Annotated in this window: 25 protein-coding genes; 1 reads left to right on the top strand and 24 read right to left on the bottom strand. The window is 59.8% G+C overall.

The features are described from left to right. Positions 1 to 4: 4 nt before the first annotated feature. From der to trmJ, 19 genes are all read right to left on the bottom strand, one after another. A complete protein-coding gene (gene der / locus ACQRBT_RS12810; RefSeq protein WP_090368723.1) occupies positions 5 to 1474 on the bottom strand; it encodes a ribosome biogenesis GTPase Der in 1470 nt (489 codons plus the stop codon). Between the two features lie 132 nt (positions 1475 to 1606). Further along, positions 1607 to 2758: an outer membrane protein assembly factor BamB gene (gene bamB, locus ACQRBT_RS12805; RefSeq protein WP_412046741.1), complete on the bottom strand. Its 1152-nt coding sequence runs from the start codon at positions 2756 to 2758 to the stop codon at positions 1607 to 1609. Beyond that, complete coding sequence (locus ACQRBT_RS12800; RefSeq protein WP_060754313.1) at positions 2751 to 3392, bottom strand: YfgM family protein; 642 nt, start codon at positions 3390 to 3392, stop codon at positions 2751 to 2753. Before ACQRBT_RS12800 ends, bamB begins: the two co-directional genes overlap by 8 nt. Before the next feature lie 40 nt (positions 3393 to 3432). Continuing rightward, a complete protein-coding gene (hisS, locus tag ACQRBT_RS12795; protein WP_090368718.1) occupies positions 3433 to 4722 on the bottom strand; it encodes a histidine--tRNA ligase in 1290 nt (429 codons plus the stop codon). Between the two features lie 21 nt (positions 4723 to 4743). Next, positions 4744 to 5853 (bottom strand): flavodoxin-dependent (E)-4-hydroxy-3-methylbut-2-enyl-diphosphate synthase, encoded by a 1110-nt coding sequence (ispG, locus tag ACQRBT_RS12790; protein WP_060754315.1) that lies wholly within the window; start codon positions 5851 to 5853, stop codon positions 4744 to 4746. A gap of 2 nt (positions 5854 to 5855) precedes the next feature. Continuing rightward, positions 5856 to 6857 (bottom strand): RodZ domain-containing protein, encoded by a 1002-nt coding sequence (locus tag ACQRBT_RS12785; RefSeq protein ID WP_060754316.1) that lies wholly within the window; start codon positions 6855 to 6857, stop codon positions 5856 to 5858. 2 nt (positions 6858 to 6859) lie between these two features. Next, positions 6860 to 7615, bottom strand: a complete 756-nt coding sequence (gene pilW, locus ACQRBT_RS12780; protein ID WP_412046740.1) for a type IV pilus biogenesis/stability protein PilW — start codon at positions 7613 to 7615, stop codon at positions 6860 to 6862. A gap of 12 nt (positions 7616 to 7627) precedes the next feature. Continuing rightward, positions 7628 to 8776 carry a 23S rRNA (adenine(2503)-C(2))-methyltransferase RlmN gene (rlmN, locus tag ACQRBT_RS12775; protein WP_060754318.1) on the bottom strand — a complete coding sequence of 383 codons (1149 nt, stop codon included), beginning with the start codon at positions 8774 to 8776 and terminating at the stop codon, positions 7628 to 7630. 29 nt (positions 8777 to 8805) lie between these two features. After that, positions 8806 to 9231: a nucleoside-diphosphate kinase gene (gene ndk, locus ACQRBT_RS12770; protein WP_060754319.1), complete on the bottom strand. Its 426-nt coding sequence runs from the start codon at positions 9229 to 9231 to the stop codon at positions 8806 to 8808. A gap of 91 nt (positions 9232 to 9322) precedes the next feature. Continuing rightward, positions 9323 to 9523, bottom strand: coding sequence for a Fe-S cluster assembly protein IscX (iscX, locus tag ACQRBT_RS12765; protein WP_123715338.1), 201 nt, complete (start codon positions 9521 to 9523; stop codon positions 9323 to 9325). Positions 9524 to 9537: 14 nt separating this feature from the next. After that, on the bottom strand, positions 9538 to 9879 hold the full coding sequence (fdx, locus tag ACQRBT_RS12760) for an ISC system 2Fe-2S type ferredoxin (RefSeq protein WP_032890689.1): 342 nt from the start codon (positions 9877 to 9879) through the stop codon (positions 9538 to 9540). A 3-nt stretch (positions 9880 to 9882) separates the two neighbouring features. Then, the gene (hscA, locus tag ACQRBT_RS12755) at positions 9883 to 11745 is read right to left on the bottom strand and encodes a Fe-S protein assembly chaperone HscA (protein WP_412046739.1); all 1863 of its coding nucleotides are present in this window, start codon (positions 11743 to 11745) and stop codon (positions 9883 to 9885) included. A gap of 51 nt (positions 11746 to 11796) precedes the next feature. Continuing rightward, a complete protein-coding gene (gene hscB / locus ACQRBT_RS12750) occupies positions 11797 to 12318 on the bottom strand; it encodes a co-chaperone HscB (RefSeq protein ID WP_060754322.1) in 522 nt (173 codons plus the stop codon). 8 nt (positions 12319 to 12326) lie between these two features. Then, positions 12327 to 12650 (bottom strand): iron-sulfur cluster assembly protein IscA, encoded by a 324-nt coding sequence (iscA, locus tag ACQRBT_RS12745; RefSeq protein WP_010565230.1) that lies wholly within the window; start codon positions 12648 to 12650, stop codon positions 12327 to 12329. 28 nt (positions 12651 to 12678) lie between these two features. Next, positions 12679 to 13065 carry a Fe-S cluster assembly scaffold IscU gene (gene iscU / locus ACQRBT_RS12740; protein WP_007929523.1) on the bottom strand — a complete coding sequence of 129 codons (387 nt, stop codon included), beginning with the start codon at positions 13063 to 13065 and terminating at the stop codon, positions 12679 to 12681. A gap of 99 nt (positions 13066 to 13164) precedes the next feature. Beyond that, positions 13165 to 14379, bottom strand: a complete 1215-nt coding sequence (locus ACQRBT_RS12735) for an IscS subfamily cysteine desulfurase (protein ID WP_060754323.1) — start codon at positions 14377 to 14379, stop codon at positions 13165 to 13167. A 50-nt stretch (positions 14380 to 14429) separates the two neighbouring features. Further along, positions 14430 to 14921, bottom strand: a complete 492-nt coding sequence (gene iscR, locus ACQRBT_RS12730) for a Fe-S cluster assembly transcriptional regulator IscR (protein ID WP_003194020.1) — start codon at positions 14919 to 14921, stop codon at positions 14430 to 14432. 302 nt (positions 14922 to 15223) lie between these two features. After that, positions 15224 to 16006 (bottom strand): serine O-acetyltransferase, encoded by a 783-nt coding sequence (gene cysE / locus ACQRBT_RS12725; RefSeq protein WP_060754324.1) that lies wholly within the window; start codon positions 16004 to 16006, stop codon positions 15224 to 15226. A gap of 2 nt (positions 16007 to 16008) precedes the next feature. Beyond that, entirely contained in the window at positions 16009 to 16779 is a 771-nt protein-coding gene (gene trmJ, locus ACQRBT_RS12720) for a tRNA (cytosine(32)/uridine(32)-2'-O)-methyltransferase TrmJ (protein WP_060754325.1), read from the bottom strand. 145 nt (positions 16780 to 16924) lie between these two features. Here trmJ and suhB point away from each other — a divergent pair, with 145 nt between their 5' ends. Continuing rightward, positions 16925 to 17740 carry an inositol-phosphate phosphatase gene (gene suhB / locus ACQRBT_RS12715; RefSeq protein ID WP_005791195.1) on the top strand — a complete coding sequence of 272 codons (816 nt, stop codon included), beginning with the start codon at positions 16925 to 16927 and terminating at the stop codon, positions 17738 to 17740. A gap of 203 nt (positions 17741 to 17943) precedes the next feature. Here suhB and ACQRBT_RS12710 read toward each other — a convergent pair whose 3' ends face one another. From ACQRBT_RS12710 to tgt, 5 genes are all read right to left on the bottom strand, one after another. Beyond that, positions 17944 to 18486, bottom strand: coding sequence for a glycine zipper 2TM domain-containing protein (locus tag ACQRBT_RS12710; RefSeq protein WP_090368706.1), 543 nt, complete (start codon positions 18484 to 18486; stop codon positions 17944 to 17946). A 124-nt stretch (positions 18487 to 18610) separates the two neighbouring features. Further along, on the bottom strand, positions 18611 to 19525 hold the full coding sequence (gene secF, locus ACQRBT_RS12705) for a protein translocase subunit SecF (protein WP_090368705.1): 915 nt from the start codon (positions 19523 to 19525) through the stop codon (positions 18611 to 18613). 9 nt (positions 19526 to 19534) lie between these two features. After that, positions 19535 to 21403: a protein translocase subunit SecD gene (gene secD / locus ACQRBT_RS12700; protein WP_090368703.1), complete on the bottom strand. Its 1869-nt coding sequence runs from the start codon at positions 21401 to 21403 to the stop codon at positions 19535 to 19537. Between the two features lie 62 nt (positions 21404 to 21465). After that, positions 21466 to 21804 (bottom strand): preprotein translocase subunit YajC, encoded by a 339-nt coding sequence (gene yajC, locus ACQRBT_RS12695; RefSeq protein WP_003175975.1) that lies wholly within the window; start codon positions 21802 to 21804, stop codon positions 21466 to 21468. Positions 21805 to 21847: 43 nt separating this feature from the next. Further along, a complete protein-coding gene (gene tgt / locus ACQRBT_RS12690) occupies positions 21848 to 22963 on the bottom strand; it encodes a tRNA guanosine(34) transglycosylase Tgt (RefSeq protein ID WP_199777945.1) in 1116 nt (371 codons plus the stop codon). Positions 22964 to 22968 lie beyond the last annotated feature (5 nt).

Genomic DNA, 22968 nt, shown 5'->3' with positions numbered 1-22968 from the left:
GAAATCAGCGCTTATCGCGGCGCTTCTTGTCGGCCTTCTTATGGTGGCTCATCAAACGACGCTTCTTGTTCACCTGACGGTCAGTCAAGGTGTTCTTGTTGCCTTCGTATGGGTTCTCGCCACCTTTGAACTCGATACGGATCGGCGTACCGACCAGCTTCAAGACACGACGGTAGGTGTTTTCCAGGTAACGCACATAGGATTTCGGCACCTTCTCGATCTGGTTACCGTGGATCACGATAATCGGCGGGTTGGCACCGCCCAAGTGGGCGTAACGCAGTTTGATCCGGCGGTTGTTGACCATCGGCGGCGCGTGCTCGCCAACGGCGTCTTCCAGGATCTGGGTCAGGCGGCTTGTGGGCCAGCGGGTGACCGCAGACCTGAACGAGTTCTGTACGGACGCATAGAGGTTGCCCACGCCAGTGCCGTGCAGTGCCGAGATAAAGTGGATATCGGCGAACTCGACGAAGAACAGGCGACGCTGCAGCTCGGTTTTGACGAAATCGCGCTCGCTCGGCGTCATGCCGTCCCACTTGTTGATCGCGATGACCAGTGCGCGACCGGCCTCCAGGGCAAAGCCCAGCAGGTTGAGGTCGTGGTCTACCACGCCTTCACGGGCGTCCATCACAAAGATCACCACGTTGGCGTCCTTGATGGCCTGCAGGGTTTTCACCACGGAGAACTTTTCAACTTCCTCGTGGATCTTGCCGCGCTTGCGCACACCGGCGGTGTCGATCAGCGTGTACTTTTCCTCGTTACGTTCGAACGGGATGTAGATGCTGTCGCGGGTGGTGCCGGGTTGGTCGTACACGATAACCCGGTCTTCACCGAGCATGCGGTTGACCAGCGTCGACTTGCCGACGTTCGGGCGGCCGATGATGGCGATCTTGATACCGTCTTTCTCGCTCGGGCCTGGAATGCGCTTGGCTTCCTCACCTTCGGCGACGATCTCTTCCTCACCCTCTTCTTCCTCGACATCATCCTTGGGGAAACTGCTCAGGGCAATTTCCAGCATCTGGCTGATGCCGCGACCGTGGGCACCGGCGATCGGGATCGCATCACCCAGGCCCATCGGGCTGAATTCGGCACGGGCCAACTCAGGATCGATGTTGTCGATCTTGTTGGCAACCACATAGGAACGCTTGTTGCGCTTGCGCAGGTGCTCGCCAATCATCTGGTCGGCAGCGGTATAGCCCGCACGGGCATCCACCAGGAACAACACGACATCGGCTTCTTCGATGGCCAGCAGCGACTGCTCGGCCATTTTTTCGTCCATGCCATGCTCGTCACCGGAAATACCACCGGTGTCGACAATAATGTAGGAGCGCCCTTGCCACTTTGCCTCACCGTATTGGCGATCACGGGTCAGACCGGACAAGTCGCCGACGATGGCGTCGCGAGTCCTGGTCAGGCGGTTGAACAAGGTGGACTTGCCGACGTTAGGTCGGCCCACCAGGGCGATTACGGGAACCATGCGGCTCTCCACTTCGTTATTTCAGAAAATACAAAAGCCGCTGCAAGGCAGCGGCTGGTGCTCGACTGTAGGGGCGAGCTTGCTAGCTCCTACAGGTGAAGCTGCTTGAGGGGCTAGCCCCAAGCATAGTTCTTACTTGATGGTCAGGGCTTCCAGCTTGCCGCTGTTGCCGAACACATAAAGCATGTTACCCACGACCAGCGGACGAACACGCAGGCCGTCGCTGTCGATACGCTCGCGACCGACAAAACGACCATCCACCTGGCTCAGCAGATGCAGGTAACCTTCGAAGTCACCTACCGCCACGTAGCTGGAGAACACTTCCGGCGCCGACAGTTGACGGCGAGCCAGCGAGTCATTGCTCCAAAGTGCAGTAGTGGAACGCTCGTCGACACTTTCAACGGTGCCGGACGCCAGGCTTACATAGACGCTGCCAAAACCTTGGGCGACACCGGCGTAGCTGGAAGCATCACGCTGCCAGTTGATCCGGCCGCTTTGCAGGTCCAGCGCAGCAACGCGCCCCTGATAAGTGGCCACGTAGATCGTCTCGCCCGACAGCAGCAAGCCGCCGTCGATGTCGACCACGCGATCCAGCTCGGAGCGACCTTGCGGGATGGCAACACGGGTTTCCCAGGCCGGCACGCCGTTCTGGGTATCCAGGGCGACCACTTTACCGGTGGACAGCCCCGCAACGGCCAGGTTATTGGTCACAATCGGACCACTGGTACCGCGCAAGGTCAACACCGCCGGGGTGCTGTCATACAACCAGCGCTGGTTGCCGGTCGCGGCATCCAGGCCGATCAGACGGTCATCCTGGGTCTGCACCACGACGATATCGCCGTTGGTGGCAGGCGCGGCGAGGACTTCACTGGTCACGCGAGCGCGCCATTTCTCTTCACCGTTGCTCGAGTCCAGGGCGACCACTTCGCCTTTGAGCGTACCGATCAACACCATGCCGTAGCCGACGCCCACACCACCGGAAATCGGCAGGTCGAGGTCTTTCTTCCATTTGACGTCGCCGTTCATGCGGTCCATGGACATAACGACGCCAGTGGAGTCAGTGGCCACAATGTTGTCGCCGTCGATTGCCGGCTGCAACAGGTTGTAGAGATCACCCTGGCCGTCACCGACGGAGCGGCTCCACTGCTTTTGCAGGACCACTTCTTCCTTGAAGCTGGTCAGCTCGGCCGGAGGCAGTTCTTTTTTGCTGTTGCTGCTGCAACCCGCGGCCAGAACGGCCAGAGCCAGCAATGCTGCATGTTTCCAACGGATCACGTCACGCATCCCCTTTGGCCAAGTCGTCCAGCTTGATTTGTAAGCCACCGACCGCCGCTTCATCAGACAGCGCCGCCTTGGCTTTTTGGTACGCAGCATGGGCTTCGTCGGTACGACCCAATTGGACCAACAGGTCGCCCTTGAGCTCTTCACGAGTGGCCACAAATGCCTTGTCAGCATCGCCGTCGAGCAGTTTGAGTGCTTCGTCAGCCTTGTTCTGTGCCGCCAATACCTGTGCCAGGCGCTGACGTGCGATCTCACCCAGGGTCGGGTTGGTCGGCTTGTCGGCGATAGCCTTCAGCTCAACGGCTGCATCATCCAGCTTGCCGGTGTCGACCGCGACTTTCGCGACGAACAGGCTACCGTACTGGGCGTAGGTGCTACCGCCAAATTCGCTTTTCAGCTTGCCGGCCAGGTCGGCAACCTGCGCCGGGTCAGGCTTGCCATTCGGGGTCAGCGTGGTTTCCAGCAATTGCTGATAGAGGATCGAGGCGCCTTGGGACTGGTTAGCCTGATACTTGTGCCAGGCTTGCCAGCCGAACACCACCACTAACGCCAGCAGACCGCCAGTAACCAGGGGCTTGCCGTTACGCTGCCACCAGTCCTTGAACTCGGCCAGTTGCTCATCATCAGTACTCGACACCCCAATACTCCTTAATCGCTAAATTCGGCTGTTCGACAGCTCAACCCTGCACGACGCAGGTGGCCAAGTGCGCGGCGAGCGCATCAAAGGCAATGTTTTGTTGTTCGCCCTGGCCACGCAGAGGTTTGAAACCTATCACTTGCTGGGCCAGCTCGTCATCGCCGAGGATCAGCGCATACAGTGCACCGCTCTTGTCAGCCTTCTTGAACTGGCTCTTGAAGCTGCCGGCACCCGCATTGATCTGCAGGCGCAGGTTCGGCAGTTGGTCGCGTACTTTTTCGCTCAAGGCCAGGGCCGCCAGTTCGGCGGCCTCGCCAAAGGCGCACAGGTACACGTCCACCTGACGGGAAATCTCTTCAGGGATCTGCTCCAGGGTTTCCAGCAGCAGGATCAGTCGCTCGATACCCATGGCGAAACCCACGCCCGTAGTCGGCTTGCCGCCCATCTGCTCAACCAGGCCGTCGTAGCGACCACCGGCACAAACGGTACCTTGGGCGCCAAGCTTGTCGGTGACCCACTCGAACACGGTCTTGCTGTAGTAATCGAGGCCGCGAACCAGTTTCGGGTTGATCACGTAGGGAATACCGGCGGCATCCAGGCGAGCCTTGAGGCCCTCGAAGTGCGCACGGGACTCGTCGTCCAGGTAGTCGGCCATTTTCGGCGCGTCGACCAGTACGGCCTGGGTGTCGGCGTTCTTGGTATCCAGTACGCGCAACGGGTTGGTTTTCAGACGGCGCTGGCTGTCTTCATCCAACTTGTCCAGGTGGGCGGACAGGTACTCGACCAGGGCTTCGCGATAGCGGCCCCGGGATTCGCTGGTGCCCAGGCTGTTGAGTTCGAGCTTGACCGCATCGCGGATGCCCAACTGCCCCCACAGGCGCCAGGTCAGCACGATCAGCTCGGCGTCGATGTCCGGGCCGTCCAGGTTGAAGACTTCGCAACCGATCTGGTGGAACTGGCGATAACGCCCTTTCTGTGGACGCTCGTGGCGGAACATCGGGCCGATGTACCAGAGCTTCTGGGTCTGGCCACCACCGGTGATGCCATGTTCGAGCACGGCGCGCACGCACGCGGCGGTACCTTCCGGACGCAGGGTCAGGGAGTCGCCATTGCGGTCTTCAAAGGTGTACATCTCTTTTTCAACGATGTCGGTTACTTCACCGATGGAGCGCTTGAACAGCTCGGTGAACTCGACGATCGGCATGCGGATCTGCTTGTAACCGTAGTTATCCAACAGACGCGCGACCGTGCTCTCGAAGTAACGCCACAGTGGCGTCTGCTCCGGCAGGATGTCGTTCATGCCACGGATGGCTTGCAGAGACTTGCTCACATCTAATCCTTAAATTCGTTCTTAGCCGCGCGCGATCAGCGCTGCGTCAGCCGCGACCTTCTCGGCCGCTTTCTCGCGGATCAGCCTTTCAAGCTCATCCACCAGATTGTCATTCGTCAACTTCTGCGCCGGCTTTCCGTCGATGTAGATCAGGTTCGGTGTGCCACCGGTCAAACCGATGTGCGCCTCTTTGGCTTCACCGGGGCCGTTGACCACACAACCGATCACCGCAACATCCAGCGGCACCAGCAGGTCTTCGAGGCGTCCTTCAAGATCGTTCATGGTTTTCACCACGTCGAAGTTCTGCCGCGAGCAGCTCGGGCAGGCAATGAAGTTGATGCCACGGGAACGCAAATGCAGGGATTTGAGAATGTCGTAACCGACCTTCACTTCCTCTACCGGGTCTGCCGCCAGGGAGATGCGGATAGTATCGCCAATCCCTTCGGCGAGCAGCATACCGAGACCTACCGCAGATTTCACTGTGCCTGAACGCAAACCGCCCGCTTCAGTGATACCCAGGTGCAGCGGCTGCACGATTTCCTTGGCCAGCAAACGGTAGGCTTCGACCGCCATGAACACGTCGGAGGCCTTTACGCTGACCTTGAAGTCCTGGAAATTCAGGCGCTCAAGGTGTTCAACGTGGCGCAACGCCGATTCAACCAGCGCCGCCGGGGTAGGCTCGCCGTATTTCTTTTGCAGGTCTTTTTCCAGCGAACCGGCGTTGACGCCGATACGGATCGGGATGCCACGGTCACGGGCCGCATCCACTACCGCACGCACCCGGTCTTCGCGACCGATGTTGCCCGGGTTGATGCGCAGGCAATCCACGCCCAGCTCGGCGACACGCAAGGCGATCCTGTAGTCGAAGTGAATGTCGGCGACCAAGGGCACCTTGACCAACTGCTTGATGCGGCCGAATGCTTCGGCAGCGTCCATATCCGGCACGGAAACCCGCACGATGTCGACGCCGGCGGCTTCCAGACGGTTGATCTGGGCAACGGTGGCAGCCACATCGTTGGTGTCGCTGTTGGTCATGCTTTGTACCGCGATGGGGGCATCACCACCCACCGGCACCGAGCCGACCCAGATCTTGCGCGATACGCGACGTTTGATTGGAGATTCGCCGTGCATGACTATTGTCCCAACTTGAGGCGAGCAGTCTCGCCACTGGTGAACGGCGCCACGTCCACAGGCTGGCCGTTGTAGGCCACTTGCGCGCCACGGGCATAGCCCAGACGCAGCGTCAAAGGAGGCTTGCCGCCTTGGTCGAGCGTATCTCCCTTACGCTTCAGACCGCTAAACAGCACTTTGCCATTGCCATCGGTGACTTGTGTCCAGCAGTCAGCGATGAACGTGATCTGAATGTGGCCATCACCGGCGATCAATGCAGGCGTGGTCGGCGCGGAAACCGCCGGAGCAGACGGGGTAGCCGGCACGGCCGCGGCTTGCGCCGGCACCGGTGCGACCGGCACATGAGCCTGGGCAGCTGGAGCGGCAGGCGCAGCAGGTACGGCTGGCGTCGGTACGGCCGCCGTCGCAGCAGGCGGGGTTTGCTCTTGCTGGGCCGGCTGATCGGCGACGGCCGGCGCTTGTGGCGCAGCCTGGGCTTCGGTAACAGCCTGGTCTTCCGGCTCATCCAACGGATGAATCTGGGTGGTGCCGTCGGCACTTTCGACTTCGACGTGCTCCAGGGCGTTACTGGTCAAATCCTTGTTGCGCTGGGAGGTCTGGTCCTGCCACCAGACGAAACCACCGCCGATCACGGCGACCAGCAGCAACAGGCTGACAATACGCAAAATGGTGTGGGATACACGCACGGGCTCTTCGATACGCCCCAGGCCATGGACATTGCTGCCCTGGGAGTCGGTACCGGTGAACTGGTCGAATTCCTGAACCAGCACGGCCTGGTCGATGCCCAGCAACTTGGCGTAGGCGCGGATATAGCCGCGGGCGAAGGTATGCCCCGGCAACTTGTCGAACGCGCCGGCCTCCAGATTGGCCAGGGACGTGCTGGTCAAATTGAGCTTGAGGGCCACTTCTGCCAGCGACCAGCCATTGCTTTCGCGGGCCTGACGCAAGGTCTCGCCTGGGTTTACGCGATTAGCTGCTACAACTTCCGGGGGCGCCGCTTTCATCATTACTCCGACAGGTATTGCTGATATTCCGGCGTACCGGGATAGAGTCGTTCGAGTTGCTGGCCAAAACGTGCGGCGGTATCAGGTTCGTCATGAACCGTCGCCAAGCGCACACCGAGCAATAGACTACGTGCATTTTGCCCGCTGAGCAGGCTAAAGCGCTCGTAATAGTCACGTGCCGGCACATAATGCCTGTCTTCGTAAGACAACTCAGCCATTTCGAGCAAGGCCCGTGGCTGGCGACTATTCAAATGCAGGGCTTTTTCCAGTTGCTGGCGGGCATTGTCGCGCTGACCGAGACGCACCGAAGTGACGCCCAGGTTCTCGAATACCCGCGACCGCTCCGGGTAAAGGGTATCGGCGGATGCCTGCTGGAAATAACTTGCGGCCTGGTCATAGCGTTTCTGCTCGAACAGGAAGCTGCCGTAATTGTTCAGCAACCGTGGGTCAGCAGGTCGGGAGGCCAGGGCCTTGAGAAAATACTGCTCGGCCAATTCAGGCTCGGCCTGGGCCTGGAACACCAAGGCGAGGGCGGCATTCGCGTCGGCATCGCCACCGTCCAGTTCAAGGGCCTTTTTCAAGGGCACCTTGGCCTGCTCGCTCATGCCTTGGCGCAGGTAACCCAAGCCCAGTTGCACATAGGCAACACGCGCCTCATCACGGCCTTTACCGGTCTGCAACAGGCGCTCATGGCCCGATGAAACACAACCGGCCGCAAGGCCGGCAACAAGCAAGAGCAGCGCAAGGCGCAAGGGCATAGAGATCCTCTCTCAGATTCGATTCACAGCAATTTGCGGCAAATCGTCGGCGGCGTTCAATTCACGCACCGCGATGTAGCGCTCGCTGCGGCGGGTGCGGTCCATCACCTGCCCTACCAATTGGCCACAGGCGGCGTCGATGTCTTCGCCACGCGTGGTGCGTACGGTGACGTTGTAACCGGCCTGGTGCAGTTGATCCTGGAAACGACGGATGGCGTTGTTGCTCGGCCGTTCGTAGCCAGAATGAGGAAACGGGTTAAACGGAATCAGGTTGATCTTGCACGGGATGTTCTTGAGCAACTCGATCATCTCGACCGCGTGTTCAACCTTGTCGTTGATGTCTTTGAGCAAGGTGTACTCGATGGTCAGCACGCGCTTTTCGCCCAGGGACGACATGTAGCGCTGGCAAGATTCGAGCAGCATCTTAAGCGGATACTTCTTGTTGATCGGCACCAATTGGTTACGCAATGCGTCATTGGGTGCGTGCAGCGACAACGCCAGGGAGACGTCGATGTGCTTGGACAGCTCATCGATCATCGGTACCACGCCGGAGGTCGACAGGGTCACACGGCGCTTGGAGATGCCGTAGCCCAGGTCGTCCATCATCAGGTGCATGGCCGAAACAACGTTGTCGAAGTTCAGCAGCGGCTCACCCATGCCCATCATCACCACGTTGGTGATGGCACGGTCGACGGTCGCCGGGACGCTGCCAAAGGATTTGTTGGCAATCCACACCTGGCCGATGACTTCGGCGGCGGTGAGGTTGCTATTGAAGCCTTGCTTGCCGGTGGAGCAGAAACTGCAGTCCAGGGCACAGCCTGCCTGGGACGAAACGCACAAGGTGCCGCGTTTGCCCTGGGGAATGTATACGGTCTCGACGCAGCTGCCGGACGCCACGCGCACCACCCACTTACGGGTGCCGTCGCTGGAGATGTCCTCGCTGACCACTTCAGGACCACGGACTTCGGCAATGGCCTTGAGCTTGTCGCGCAGGGCCTTGCTGACGTTCGTCATGGCATCGAAATCGTCGACGCCAAAGTGGTGAATCCACTTCATTACCTGACCGGCACGGAAACGCTTCTCCCCGATTGAGTCGAAGAATTTTTCCATTTCCTGTTGAGTCAGCCCCAGCAGGTTGGTTTTAACAGTCGATGTAGTCATGGATTCACCCTCACTCTTTAAGCCGATGCTTAGCGAGCGGTTACTTCAGTAGCAGCGAAAAAGTAAGCGATTTCGCGAGCAGCAGCGGCTTCGGAGTCCGAACCGTGAACGGCGTTGGCGTCGATGGACTCGGCGAAGTCAGCACGGATGGTGCCGGCAGCGGCTTCTTTAGGGTTGGTAGCGCCCATCAGCTCACGGTTCAGAGCGATAGCGTTTTCACCTTCCAGAACCTGAACAACAACAGGACCGGAGATCATGAAGGCAACCAGGTCGCCGAAGAAACCACGAGCGCTGTGCTCAGCGTAGAAGCCTTCAGCTTCAGCCTTGGACAGTTGCTTGAGTTTCGAAGCTACAACCTTCAGGCCGGCTTTTTCGAAACGAGTGGTGATCTCGCCGATGACGTTTTTTGCAACAGCGTCAGGCTTGATGATGGAGAAAGTACGTTGAACAGCCATGGTGTAACTCCAGAAACGGTAATTTACGAAAAATTAAACCCGCGAATTATACGCGGGTTATTGGGTATTGCCTAACTGCGTGAGGAAGGCGTCAGTCCTGTTCTTCTTTCCAGGCGGTCTGGATAGCTTCCAGGACCTTTTCGCCGCCACGGTCCCGCTCATCCTCAAACCCCGGCAAAGCCATGACCATGTCACGCAACGCGACAAAGTTCAGCGAATAAGGGTCCAGATCCGGATGACCATCAGCCAGCAGAATGGCGATTTCTTGTACATCAACCCATTTCAGGCTCATGACATTTCCTTGAATCAATGCGGCGCTTCGGCCGCATGGTTGAGCGAATACTTCGGAATTTCGACAGTGATGTCTTCAGTCCCGACCTTTGCCTGACAGCTTAGGCGCGATTGCGCCTCAAGGCCCCACGCACGATCAAGAAAGTCCTCTTCCAGCTCATCGGCTTCTTCAAGGGAGTTGAAACCCTCGCGGATGATGCAGTGGCAGGTGGTGCAGGCGCAGACACCGCCACAGGCACTCTCGATCTCGATGTGGTTGTCATGGGCAACTTCGAGGATGGACTTGCCGGTCTCAGCCTCCACGACCATACCGTCCGGGCAATGCTCGGCGTGTGGCAGAAAAATGACCTGCGGCATTAATTATTCCTCGATTTCATTCAGGTTGCGCCCGGCCAGTGCGGCTTTCACCGTCTGATCCATGCGGCGGGCGGCAAAAGCATCGGTCACTTGCGACAGGCGCTTGGTCTGTTGCTCGATGGCGTACCCATCGGTGCCTTTCATCAGTTCGGCCAATTCCTGCATCTGCAGGTCGATGACCATGCGCTCTTCGGCATCCAGCAGGCGTTCGCCATCCGCATCGAGGGCACCCTGCACCGCTTCGAGCAGACGTTGGGCATCCACCTGCTGCTCACGCAAGACACGGGCGACCTTGTCATCACCGGCGTACTGGAACGAATCCTTGAGCATCTTGGCGATTTCGCCGTCAGTCAGGCCGTAGGACGGCTTGACCTGGATACTGGCTTCAACCCCCGACCCCAGCTCACGCGCAGCCACATTCAGCAAGCCGTCGGCGTCGACCTGGAAGGTCACGCGAATCTTCGCCGCACCCGCCACCATCGCCGGAATACCGCGCAATTCAAAGCGCGCCAGGGAGCGGCAGTCGCTGATCAGCTCGCGCTCGCCTTGCAGCACATGAATCATCATGGCCGTCTGGCCATCCTTGTAAGTGGTGAAGTCTTGAGCGCGGGCGACCGGGATGGTGGTGTTGCGTGGAATCACCTTCTCCATCAGGCCACCCATGGTTTCCAGCCCCAGGGACAGCGGAATCACGTCAAGCAGCAGCAGTTCGCCGCCGTCACGCTTGTTACCCGCCAACGTGTCGGCCTGGATCGCTGCGCCGATAGCGACGACCTGGTCCGGGTCGATTTCAGTCAACGGCTGACGACCAAAAGCTTCGGCCACCGCCTCGCGGACACGCGGCACGCGGGTGGAACCGCCGACCATCACCACCGCACCGACGTCTTCCAGCTCGACACCGGAGTCACGCACCGCACGACGGCAGGCTTTCAAGCTACGGGCCACCATCGGCTCGATCAACGCATCGAAGGCTTCGCGAGTCAGCTCGGCCGACCAGTCGCCGTAGGACACTTGCACAGAGGCCACATCCGTCAGCGCTTCCTTGGCCGCGCAGGCAGCTTGCAGCAGGTTGCGCTGGGCGCCCGGGTCCAGATCGGCGGACAAACCGGCATTGGTGATGATCCAGCCAGCGATAGCGTGATCGAAGTCATCGCCGCCCAGGGCGCTGTCGCCACCGGTGGCCAACACTTCGAAGACACCGCCGGTCAGGCGCAGGATCGAGATATCAAAGGTGCCGCCGCCCAGGTCATAGATTGCAACCAGGCCCTCGGCGTGCTGGTCCAGGCCATAGGCCACAGCCGCAGCGGTCGGTTCGTTGAGCAGGCGCAGCACGTTCAGGCCGGCGAGCTTGGCCGCATCCTTGGTGGCCTGGCGCTGGGCGTCATCGAAATAAGCGGGAACCGTGATCACCGCACCGACCAGTTCGCCGCCCAAGGTGTGTTCCGCACGCTGGCGCAGCACCTTGAGGATATCGGCCGACACTTCCACAGGACTTTTCGGGCCCTGCACGGTGTCGATGAACGGCATGTGCGACTCGCCGCCGACGAAGCGGTAAGGCAGCTGGTCGCCCAATTGCTTGACGTCGGACAGACCACGACCCATCAAGCGCTTGACCGACAGCACGGTATTCAAAGGATCGGTAGACGCCGCCCGCTTGGCCGACTCACCGACTTCGGTGCGATCGGCGTGGTAGCGCACGGCGGACGGCAGGATAACCTGGCCGTCAGCGTCGGGCAGCGGCTCGGACAGGCCGCTGCGCAAGGCAGCAACCAGGGAATTGGTGGTGCCCAGGTCAATCCCGACCGCCAGGCGACGCTGGTGCGGTTGAGGGCTTTGGCCGGGTTCGGCGATCTGCAGTAGAGCCATGGTAATCAGGTCTTATCTGTCTATCAGGCGTGCGACACGGGCAGCACTGGGTTAATCGTCGAGGCGCTCTTCTAGCTGGCGCACTTCGTAGGTGAGCTTGTCGAGGAACTGCATGCGCCGCATCAGGCGTTCGGCCTGCTCACGTTGCGCTGCATCATCCCAACAGGCTGCGAAGCTTTCGTTGAGCTCATCCTGGGCCGCTTTCAGACGACGCTTGAAGACCGCAACACCGGCCAGATCGGCTTCGTCCTGCAAGTCTTCAAGCTCTTCGCGCCACTGCATCTGCTGCATCAGGAAGTCCGGATCGTGCACCGTCACTTCCAGCGGCAACTCGCCACCCTTCATCGCGAGCAGGTAACGCGCGCGCTTGGGCGGGCTCTTGAGCGTCTGATAGGCTTCATTGAGGCTGGCAGACTGCTCCAGCGCCAGGCGTTGCTCACGCTCGGAAGCGTCAGCGAAGCGGTCCGGATGTACGCCGCGCGCCAATTCTCGGTAGCGCGTGGCAAGCTGCTCAAGGTCCAGCCGAAAGCTCGGCTGCAGCTCGAATAAAGCGAAATGACAAGGAGTACCCACGAATAGCCTCAGATGTTGAAGCTTTCGCCGCAGCCACACTCACCGCGCACGTTGGGGTTGTTGAACTTGAAGCCTTCGTTCAACCCTTCCTTGACGAAGTCGAGTTCGGTGCCGTCCAGGTAGGTCAGGCTTTTAGGGTCGATGATCACTTTCTCGCCGTGACTTTCGAACACCTGGTCTTCCGCAACCACCTCGTCGACAAACTCCAGCACATAGGCAAGGCCGGAACAGCCCGTGGTGCGCACACCCAGACGAATCCCCTCACCTTTACCGCGCCCATCCAGGGAGCGTCGCACGTGCCGTGCAGCCGCTTCTGTCATGCTGATAGCCATCGTTGACTCCTTACTCGTCGCCAAATGCTTAGATCAAGCCTTTCTTCTGCTTGTAGTCGCGAACGGCCGCCTTGATGGCGTCTTCCGCGAGTACCGAGCAGTGGATTTTCACGGGCGGCAGGGCCAGTTCTTCGGCCAGCTGAGTGTTCTTGATGGTCTCTGCTTCATCCAGAGTCTTGCCTTTCATCCACTCGGTCGCCAGGGAGCTGGAAGCGATGGCCGAACCGCAGCCATAAGTCTTGAACTTGGCATCTTCGATGATGCCCTGCTCGTTGACCTTGATCTGCAGGCGCATCACGTCGCCGCACGCCGGAGCGCCGACCATGCCGGTGCCGACATCAGGGTCTTCCGCGTTCATCTTGCCGACGTTGCGCGGGTTTTCGTAGTGGTCGATGACCTTTTCGCTGTAAGCCATGGTACTGAATCCTCACTCATCAGGGCCGCTCTGGAACCCTGTAGAAACGCCTGCGTTTTCCGCCACGTTCCTACAGAGCTTGGGTGGCGGCTTCTATATTTAGTGTGCCGCCCACTCGATCTTGGAGATATCGACACCGTCTTTGAACATGTCCCACAGCGGCGACAGGGTGCGCAGCTTGTTGACGGCTTCGCAGACTTTCTGCGCGGCGTAGTCGACTTGTTCTTCAGTGGTGAAGCGGCCGAAGGTAAAGCGGATCGAGCTATGTGCCAGTTCGTCGTTGCGGCCCAGGGCGCGCAGCACGTAGGACGGCTCAAGGGAGGCCGAGGTGCAGGCCGAACCGGACGAAACCGCCAAGTCCTTGAGCGCCATGATCAGCGACTCGCCTTCGACGTAGTTGAAGCTCAAATTCAGGTTGTGCGGTACACGAGCGGTCATGCTGCCGTTGATGTACAGCTCTTCAAGGTTTTCGACCTGCTTGTAGAAGCGATCGCTCAAAGCCTTGATGCGCACGTTTTCGGCAGCCATGTCTTCCTTGGCCACACGGAACGCTTCGCCCATGCCGACGATCTGATGGGTCGCCAGGGTACCGGAACGCATGCCGCGCTCGTGACCGCCACCGTGCATGGTGGCTTCGATGCGCACGCGAGGCTTGCGGCTCACGTACAGCGCGCCGATGCCTTTAGGGCCGTAGGTCTTGTGGGCAGAGAACGACATCAGGTCGACTTTCAGTTTCGACAGGTCGATATCGACCTTGCCGGTGGACTGGGCAGCGTCGACGTGCAGCAGGATACCTTTGGAGCGGGTCAGCTCGCCGATGGCCGCGATGTCGTTGATGGTGCCGATTTCGTTGTTCACGTGGATCACGGAAACCAGGATGGTGTCTTCACGCAGCGCGGCTTCGATCATGGCCGGGGTGACGATACCGTCGGTGGTTGGCTCAAGGTAGGTAACCTCGAAACCTTCACGCTCCAGTTGGCGCATGGTGTCCAGGACAGCCTTGTGCTCAATCTTGGTGGTGATCAGGTGCTTGCCTTTGGTCGCGTAGAAATGCGCGGCGCCCTTGATTGCCAGGTTGTCGGACTCGGTAGCACCGGAAGTCCAGACGATTTCACGAGGGTCGGCGCCAACCAGGTCCGCGACCTGACGACGAGCGTTCTCGACCGCTTCCTCGGCTTTCCAGCCGAAAACGTGGGAACGGGAGGCTGGGTTGCCGAAGTTTCCGTCAACCAGCAGGCATTCGCTCATCTTTTGCGCGACACGCGGATCAACCGGGGTGGTCGCTGAGTAATCAAGGTAAATCGGCAATTTCATGGACTTTCTCCTAAATCAGGCTGGCTGGCGCACCGTTAGCTCTTCGGCTGTCACTCGACGGCGGACGCTTCAATCTTGTCCAGACGCGGCGCCTTGGTGTTGCAACGGCGCTGGTCCTGACGCTGGGCTACTTCTTGCACCTCACGGCGAGTCACAAGATCAGCCAAGCTGATACCACTCAAAAACTCATGGATCTGCAGGCTCAAGTCGCACCACAGGTGGTGCGTCAGGCAGGTGTCGCCGGCATGGCAATCACCCAGGCCCTGGCATTTGGTTGCGTCGACGGATTCGTTGACCGCATCGATAACCTGGGCTACCTGGATGCCCTGCATATCGCGGGACAGTTGGTAGCCGCCACCCGGCCCACGCACGCTGGAAACCAAGTTACTCCGACGCAATTTGGCGAACAGTTGCTCGAGGTAGGACAGGGAAATGCCTTGGCGCTCGGAGATATCGGCCAGGGACACCGGCCCAGTTTGCGCGTGCAAGGCCAAGTCGAGCATGGCGGTCACCGCGTATCGGCCTTTTGTAGTCAGTCTCATGGACAAGTACCAAGGTGTTTCAGAATGGGAGCAAGTATGCGATTCCCGAGTATTTAAGTCAACTATAAGACCTAGTACTTTAGTCAGGATTACCCGTAAAAAGGGCGCGCGAATCATAGCAGGATGGGCTGGGGACGAACAGCGCGAACAAGGCCGCGTAGAAACCCAGGGACCAATGGAGATCAATATGTGGGAGGGGGCTTGCTCCCGATAGCAATGCATCAGTCATAAATGTAGTGACTGACACTCCGCTATCGGGAGCAAGCCCCCTCCCACACTGGATTTTTGGGGCTCATCGAGCCTCAGCTGGCCTTGGTAGCAGCTTCGCTCTTGATCTCGGCGAAGTCTTCTTCGCGCAACTCAGGAAGATCTTTCGCACAGTAGCTGCTACCCAGCTCCTTCAGCGCGCCACACATGCCATCCAACTTGCCATCGACCGCCTGCAGGTGGTCGAGCAACTGACCAATGGCACGCGCCACCGGGTCAGGCATGTCTTCGCTGACGCCGTAGGCATCGAAGCCGATCTTCTCGGCCATGGCCTTGCGCTTGGCTTCCTGCTCGTCGTCGGCCTGCGGCTTGACGATGATTCGGCCCGGGATGCCGACAACGGTAGCCCCCGGTGGGACAGCCTTGGTCACCACCGCGTTGGAGCCAACCTTGGCGCCGGCACCGACGGTAAACGGCCCGAGCACCTTGGCCCCCGCCCCTACCACCACGCCATCACCCAGCGTCGGGTGGCGCTTGCCTTTATTCCAACTGGTACCGCCGAGCGTCACGCCCTGATAGAGGGTGACGTCGTCACCAATCTCGGCCGTCTCGCCAATCACGATACCCATGCCATGGTCGATGAAGAAGCGGCGCCCTACCTTGGCCCCCGGGTGAATCTCGATACCGGTCAACCAGCGCCCGAAGTTCGAGACCAGCCGCGCCAGCCACTTCCAGCCCGCGCCCCACAAGGCGCCGGACAGGCGGTGAAGCCAGATCGCGTGCATGCCCGGATAGCAGGTCAGCACTTCAAAGGCGTTGCGCGCCGCCGGGTCACGGTGGAAAACACTCTGGATATCTTCTCGCAAACGCTCGAACATTTTTAATCCTTCCGCTTGATAAGCTCACCACGGGCCGCTTTCTGGGTTTCCGTGAGGATGCCACGCAATATATTCATTTCTGCCCGGCTCACCGAGCTACGCCCGTACAGGCGGCGCAGGCGCGCCATCAAGTGCCGTGGTTTTTCAGGATCGAGGAACTCGATGGCTACCAGGGTTTGCTCCAGGTGCTCATAGAATCGTTCCAGCTCGTCCATGGTGGCCAGTTCACCACTTTTGGTCGAGGCAACCTCTTCCTTTTCCACTTTGCTCGGCTGGCCGGCAGCCGCCAGCCAGGCCATGCGCACTTCATAGGTCAACACCTGCACGGCCGCCCCAAGGTTCAGCGAACTGAACCCGGGGTCTGATGGAATGTGCACGTGGTAATGACATCGCTGCAGCTCTTCATTGGTCAGGCCGGAGTCTTCACGGCCGAACACCAAGGCGATTTCAGCGCCGCCAGCCGCCTCCTCCACCACTTTGGTGCCGCATTCACGCGGGTCCAGCAGTGGCCAAGGGATACGACGGTCACGCGCACTGGTGCCGAGCACCAGGTTGCAGCCGACCAAGGCGTCTTCCAAGGTGGCAACAACCTGGGCCTTCTCAAGAATGTCATTGGCGCCCGAAGCGCGAGCATCGGCCTCGTGGTGCGGGAACACACGCGGTTCGACCAGCACCAGGCGCGTCAGCCCCATGTTTTTCATGGCTCGCGCCACCCCGCCGATGTTGCCGGGATGACTGGTATTGACCAAGACGACACGAATGTTTTGCAGCAAGGGAGGCGCTCTCGGACACAGGAAAGGGGAGCAAATCTTACAGAACAGCCTAAGGTTATGCCACGAAAGCGAACGTCGTCCTTCACCTGAAGAAAGTTTCTGCTAGAATGCGCGGCTTTCTTTAACAACCTTAGGTGACACATCCATGCAGCCCATGCTGAATATCGCGCTGCGCGCCGCCCGCAGCGCCAGTGAATTGATCTTCCGCTCCATCGAGCGCCTGGATACCATCAAGGTCGACGAAAAAGACGCCAAGGATTATGTATCCGAGGTGGATCGCGCCGCCGAACAGAAAATCATCGACGCGCTGCGCAAGGCCTACCCTACCCACGGCATCCTCGGCGAAGAAACCGGCCTGCACAAAGGTAGCGGCGAAGGTGAAGACTACCTGTGGATCATCGACCCACTGGACGGCACCACCAACTTCCTGCGCGGCATCCCGCACTTTGCCGTGAGCATTGCCTGCAAATACCGTGGCCGCCTGGAACACGCCGTTGTGCTGGACCCAGTGCGCCAGGAAGAATTCACCGCCAGCCGTGGCCGTGGCGCCCAACTGAACGGTCGTCGCCTGCGCGTCAGCGGCCGCACCAGCCTGGAAGGCGCTCTGCTGGGCACCGGCTTCCCGTTCCGCGATGACCAGATGGACAACCTGGAAAACTACCTGGGCATGTTCCGCGCCCTGGTTGGCCAGACCGCCGGCATCCGCCGCGCCGGCGCCGCCAGCCTGGACCTGGCTTACGTCGCAGCCGGTCGTTTTGATGCATTCTGGGAGTCGGGCCTGTCCGAGTGGGACATGGCCGCAGGCGCCCTGCTGATCCAAGAGGCCGGCGGCCTGGTGAGCGACTTCACCGGCGGTCACGACTTCCTGGAAAAAGGCCACGTCGTTGCCGGCAACACCAAATGCTTCAAGGCAGTACTGACGGCGATCCAGCCGCACCTGCCGGCTTCGCTGAAGCGCTAAGCGAGCGAGCACAAAAAAAGCACCCCTCGGGGTGCTTTTTTTGTGCACTGCGTTTGACCCACACCTGATGACCGGCAACAGCAAATACCCAATGCGAGAGGGGGCTTGCTCCCGATGGCGATGGTCAGTCACTTATGTATTAACTGACCTACCGCTATCGGGAGCAAGCCCCCTCCCACACTGGAACTGAACCAGGCTTGGAATTACTGCTGGTTCTGACCCAGGATCAGGCGACCTTCTTTGTCGACCGGAATCTGGCCACCTGGATCGCGATCCATACGCACGGTGCCTTCCTTGCCATCCAGGTTGTAACGCACGTCATACCCGACAACCTTGTCGCTGATGTCGTTGACGGTGTTACAGCGAGTCTGCGTAGTCGTGTAGGTATCACGGTTCTGCATGCCTTCCTGAACCTTGTTACCGGCATAACCGCCACCGACCGCACCGGCCACGGTGGCCAGCTTCTTACCATTACCGCCACCGACCTGGTTACCCAACAGGCCACCGGCCAAGGCACCGACCACGGTACCGACGATCTGGTGCTGATCCTGTACCGGCCGCTGCCGAGTAACTGCAACGTCCTTGCACACTTCGCGAGGCGTTTTGATCTGGGTTTTGACCGGCTGCACCGCCAACACTTGCGCATACTCAGGGCCGCTTTTAACCAGGCTGTAGGTGGCAACAGCGCCCCCGGCAGTCACACCGACAGCACCCAGTACCGCACCAACCAGCAACGACTTGTTCACGTTGAACCTCCTGACCATCACAAGCGGACCGAAACGTCCGCGCTATACCCAGCCTTGGAGCAAAAAAAAAGGCGCGAGTTCAATACTCACGCCTTCTTTGTAACAGCAGATCAACGAATACCCATCAAGGGCGGTCGTCGACCTCCTTGCCGGTAGCGGCCGGAGGGATCAAGTCTTCGCTGTTGAGGTTCAGCCAGATCAACACCACGTTGGCGATGTAGATCGACGAGTAGGTACCCGCCAGGACGCCGATGAACAGCGCCAGGGAGAAGCCCCACAGGTTGTCGCCACCGAAGATCATCAGCGCAGCGATCGCCAGCAAGGTGGAGATCGATGTCGCCATGGTCCGCAGCAGCGTCTGGGTGGTGGAGACGTTGATGTTCTCGATCAACGACGCCTTGCGCAGTACGCGGAAGTTCTCACGAACCCGGTCGAATACCACGATGGTGTCGTTGAGCGAGTAGCCGATGATCGCCAGTACGGCGGCCAGTACGGTCAGGTCGAAGGTCACCTGGAAGTACGCCAGGATACCCACGGTCACGATCACGTCGTGGATCAGCGACACAATGGCGCCGACACCGAACTTCCACTGAAAGCGGAAGGCCAGGTAGATCATGATGCCGACCAGCGCCATCAGCATGCCGAGGCCGCCCTGGTCGCGCAGCTCTTCACCCACCTGCGGGCCTACGAACTCGACGCGCTTGACCGAAGCCGGGTTGTCGCCACCGACTTTCTGCAAGGCATCGGCAACCTGGTGACCCAGTTGCGGGTCTTCGCCCGGCATACGCACCAGCAGGTCGGTCGTAGCACCGAAGCTCTGCACGATGGCTTCGTGATAGCCGGCCTTGACCAGCTCGTTGCGCACCAGGGTGACGTCAGCCGGCTTCTCGTAGGTCAGCTCGATGAGCGTACCGCCGGTGAAGTCCAGACCGTAGTTCAGGCCCTTATGGAACCAGCTGAACAACGCCAGAACGGTAAGGAGCATGGTGAAGCCGAACGCAACGTTGCGAACGCCCATGAAGTTGATTGTACGTAACATGGCAGCCCCTTAAATCCACAACTTCTTGAAGTCACGCCCGCCAAAGATCAGGTTGACCATTGCGCGGGTCACCATGATGGCCGTGAACATCGAGGTAAAGATACCGAGGGACATGGTGACCGCAAAACCCTTGACCGGGCCGGTGCCCATGGCAAAGAGAATCCCGCCGACCAGCAAGGTGGTCAGGTTGGAGTCGAGAATCGCGGTAAATGCCCGGCCGAAGCCTTCGTTGATTGCACGCTGTACGCTCATGCCCGCCGCGATCTCTTCACGAATCCGCGAGAAGATCAGCACGTTGGCGTCTACCGCCATACCCATGGTGAGCACGATACCGGCGATACCCGGCAGGGTCAGCGTAGCGCCCAGCAACGACATCAGCGCCAGCAGCATCACCATGTTGCCCGCCAGGGCCACGGTGGCGATGATGCCGAAGAAGCGGTAGATGGCGATGATGAACAGCGACACGAACAGCATGCCCCACAAGGCGGCGTCGATACCCTTGGTGATGTTGTCGGCACCCAGGCTCGGGCCGATGGTGCGTTCTTCAGCGAAGTACATCGGTGCAGCCAGGCCACCGGCACGCAGCAGCAGTGCCAGTTCGGACGACTCGCCCTGGCCGTTCAGGCCGGTGATGCGGAATTGAGCACCCAGTGGCGACTGGATGGTCGCCAGGCTGATGATCTTCTTCTCTTCCTTGAAGCTCTGCACCGGTACGTCTTTCTCGACACCGTTGACCACTTGCTTGGTGTAGGTGGTCACCGGGCGCTGCTCGATGAAGATCACCGCCATGCTGCGACCGACGTTGCTGCGCGTGGCGCGGCTCATCAGTTCGCCGCCGTGGCCATCCAGGCGGATGTTCACTTCAGGGGTACCGTGCTCGCCGAAACCGGCCTTGGCGTCAGTCACCTGGTCACCGGTGATGATCAGGCTACGCTCGATCAGGGCTGGAGGACGGTTGCCTTCACGGAACTCGAATTCCTCGGCAGTGGCGCGGGAAGCTCCCGGCTCAGCGGCCAGACGGAATTCCAGGTTGGCGGTTTTACCCAGGATACGCTTGGCTTCAGCGGTGTCCTGTACGCCCGGCAGCTCAACCACGATGCGGTTGGCGCCCTGGCGCTGAACGATCGGCTCGGCCACACCCAGCTCGTTGACGCGGTTACGCACCGTGGTCAAGTTCTGCTTGATGGAGTATTCGCGGATTTCCGCCAGCTTGGCCGGGGTCATCGCCAGACGCAGTACAGGTTGACCGTTCAGGTCGGCCGGTACGATGTCGAAATCGTTGAAGTTCTTGCGGATCAGCGCACGGGCCTGTTCGCGGGAAGCTTCGTCAGAGAAGCCCAGCTGGATGGCACCGTTGAGCTGCGGCAGGCTGCGATAACGCAACTTCTCTTTGCGCAGCAGGCTCTTCACGTCGCCTTCGTAGACTTTCAGGCGAGCGTCGAGGGCTTTGTCCATGTCGACTTCCAGCAGGAAGTGCACACCACCGGACAAGTCCAGGCCCAGCTTCATCGGGTGCGCGCCGATCTTGCGCAGCCAGGTAGGTGTGGTCTGTGCCAGGTTGAGCGCGACAACGTAGTCGTCACCCATGGCCTTGCGCACCACGTCTTTGGCCGGCAATTGGTCTTCGGCCTTGGTCAGGCGCAGCAAGCCGCCCTTCGCATCAGCCGACAGTGTTGCCGCCTTGACCTGGATACCAGCGTCGGTGAGCGCTTTGCTCGCGCGTTCCAGGTCAGCCTGATTGACTTGCAGCGAAGTGCTGGCACCGGTGATCTGGATCGCCGGGTCATCAGGATAGAGATTGGGAGCGGAATAAATAAAACCGATCGCCAGCACCGCCAGGATCAGTACGTATTTCCACAGAGGGTATTTGTTCAGCATCACGCCGCCCGCTTATAACGCGGGGCGCCTTGCGCGCCCCGTCGATTGGTAAAGGTTGTTACTTAGATCGCTTTGAGCGTGCCTTTTGGCAGCGTGGCGGCGATAGCGCCCTTCTGGAACTTCATTTCTACGGTGTCGGAGACTTCCAGTACCACGAAAGCATCGGAAACCTTGGTGATCTTGCCGGCGATACCGCCAGTGGTCACCACTTCGTCACCTTTCTGCAGGCTGCCCAGCAGGTTCTTCTGCTCTTTGGCACGCTTGGCCTGTGGACGCCAGATCATCAGGTAGAAGATGACCAGGAAGCCGACCAGGAAAATCCACTCGAAACCACCGCCCATAGGGCCGGCAGCGGCAGGCGCAGCGGCGTCAGCCATGGCGTTAGAGATAAAAAAGCTCATTTAGCACTCCAGTTGCAAATAGTGAATCTTAGGGTCGGAAAACTCAGTCCAAGGGCGGCACAGGCAGCCCGCGCTTGGCATAGAAGGCATCGACGAAGGCGGCCAATGTACCCTGTTGAATAGCCTCGCGCAAACCAGCCATCAGGACTTGGTAATGACGCAAATTGTGGATGGTATTCAACATGCTACCCAGCATTTCTCCGCACTTGTCCAGATGGTGCAGATAAGCACGGGAGAAGTTCTGGCAGGTGTAGCAATCACAGGTGGGATCCAGCGGCGAATCATCATGGCGATGGAACGCGTTACGGATCTTCAGCACGCCGGTGTCGATGAACAGATGCCCATTGCGGGCATTACGGGTTGGCATCACGCAATCGAACATGTCCACCCCGCGGCGCACACCCTCTACGAGATCCTCCGGTTTGCCAACGCCCATAAGGTAACGAGGTTTGTCAGCCGGCATCAGGCCCGGCAGGTAATCCAGCACCTTGATCATCTCGTGCTTGGGCTCGCCCACCGACAGACCGCCGATGGCCAGGCCGTCAAAACCGATCTTGTCCAGGCCTTCCAGCGAGCGTTTGCGCAGGTTTTCATGCATGCCGCCCTGCACGATACCGAACAGTGCCGCAGTGTTGTCGCCATGGGCATTCTTCGAACGCTGGGCCCAACGCAACGACAGCTCCATGGACACCCGCGCCACGTCTTCGTCGGCCGGGTACGGCGTGCATTCGTCGAAAATCATCACGATGTCGGAGCCCAGGTCACGCTGCACCTGCATCGACTCTTCCGGCCCCATGAACACCTTGGAGCCATCCACCGGCGAGGCGAAGGTCACGCCCTCCTCCTTGATCTTGCGCATGGCACCCAGACTGAACACCTGGAAACCACCGGAGTCGGTGAGGATCGGGCCTTGCCACTTCATGAAATCGTGCAGGTCGCCATGCTTCTTGATCACTTCCGTGCCCGGGCGCAGCCACAGGTGGAAAGTGTTGCCCAGGATAATCTCGGCGCCGGTGGCGACGATATCGCGCGGCAGCATGCCCTTGACGGTGCCGTAGGTGCCGACCGGCATGAAAGCCGGGGTCTCCACCGTGCCACGCGGGAAGGTCAGGCGCCCGCGACGGGCCTTGCCGTCGGTGGCGAGCAATTCAAACGACATACGAC

Origin of the sequence: Pseudomonas sp. R19M (assembly GCF_050312585.1) — a bacterium.
Taxonomy (GTDB): Bacteria; Pseudomonadota; Gammaproteobacteria; order Pseudomonadales; family Pseudomonadaceae; genus Aquipseudomonas; species Aquipseudomonas palleroniana.
This window is presented reverse-complemented; position numbering and strand designations above follow the sequence as displayed.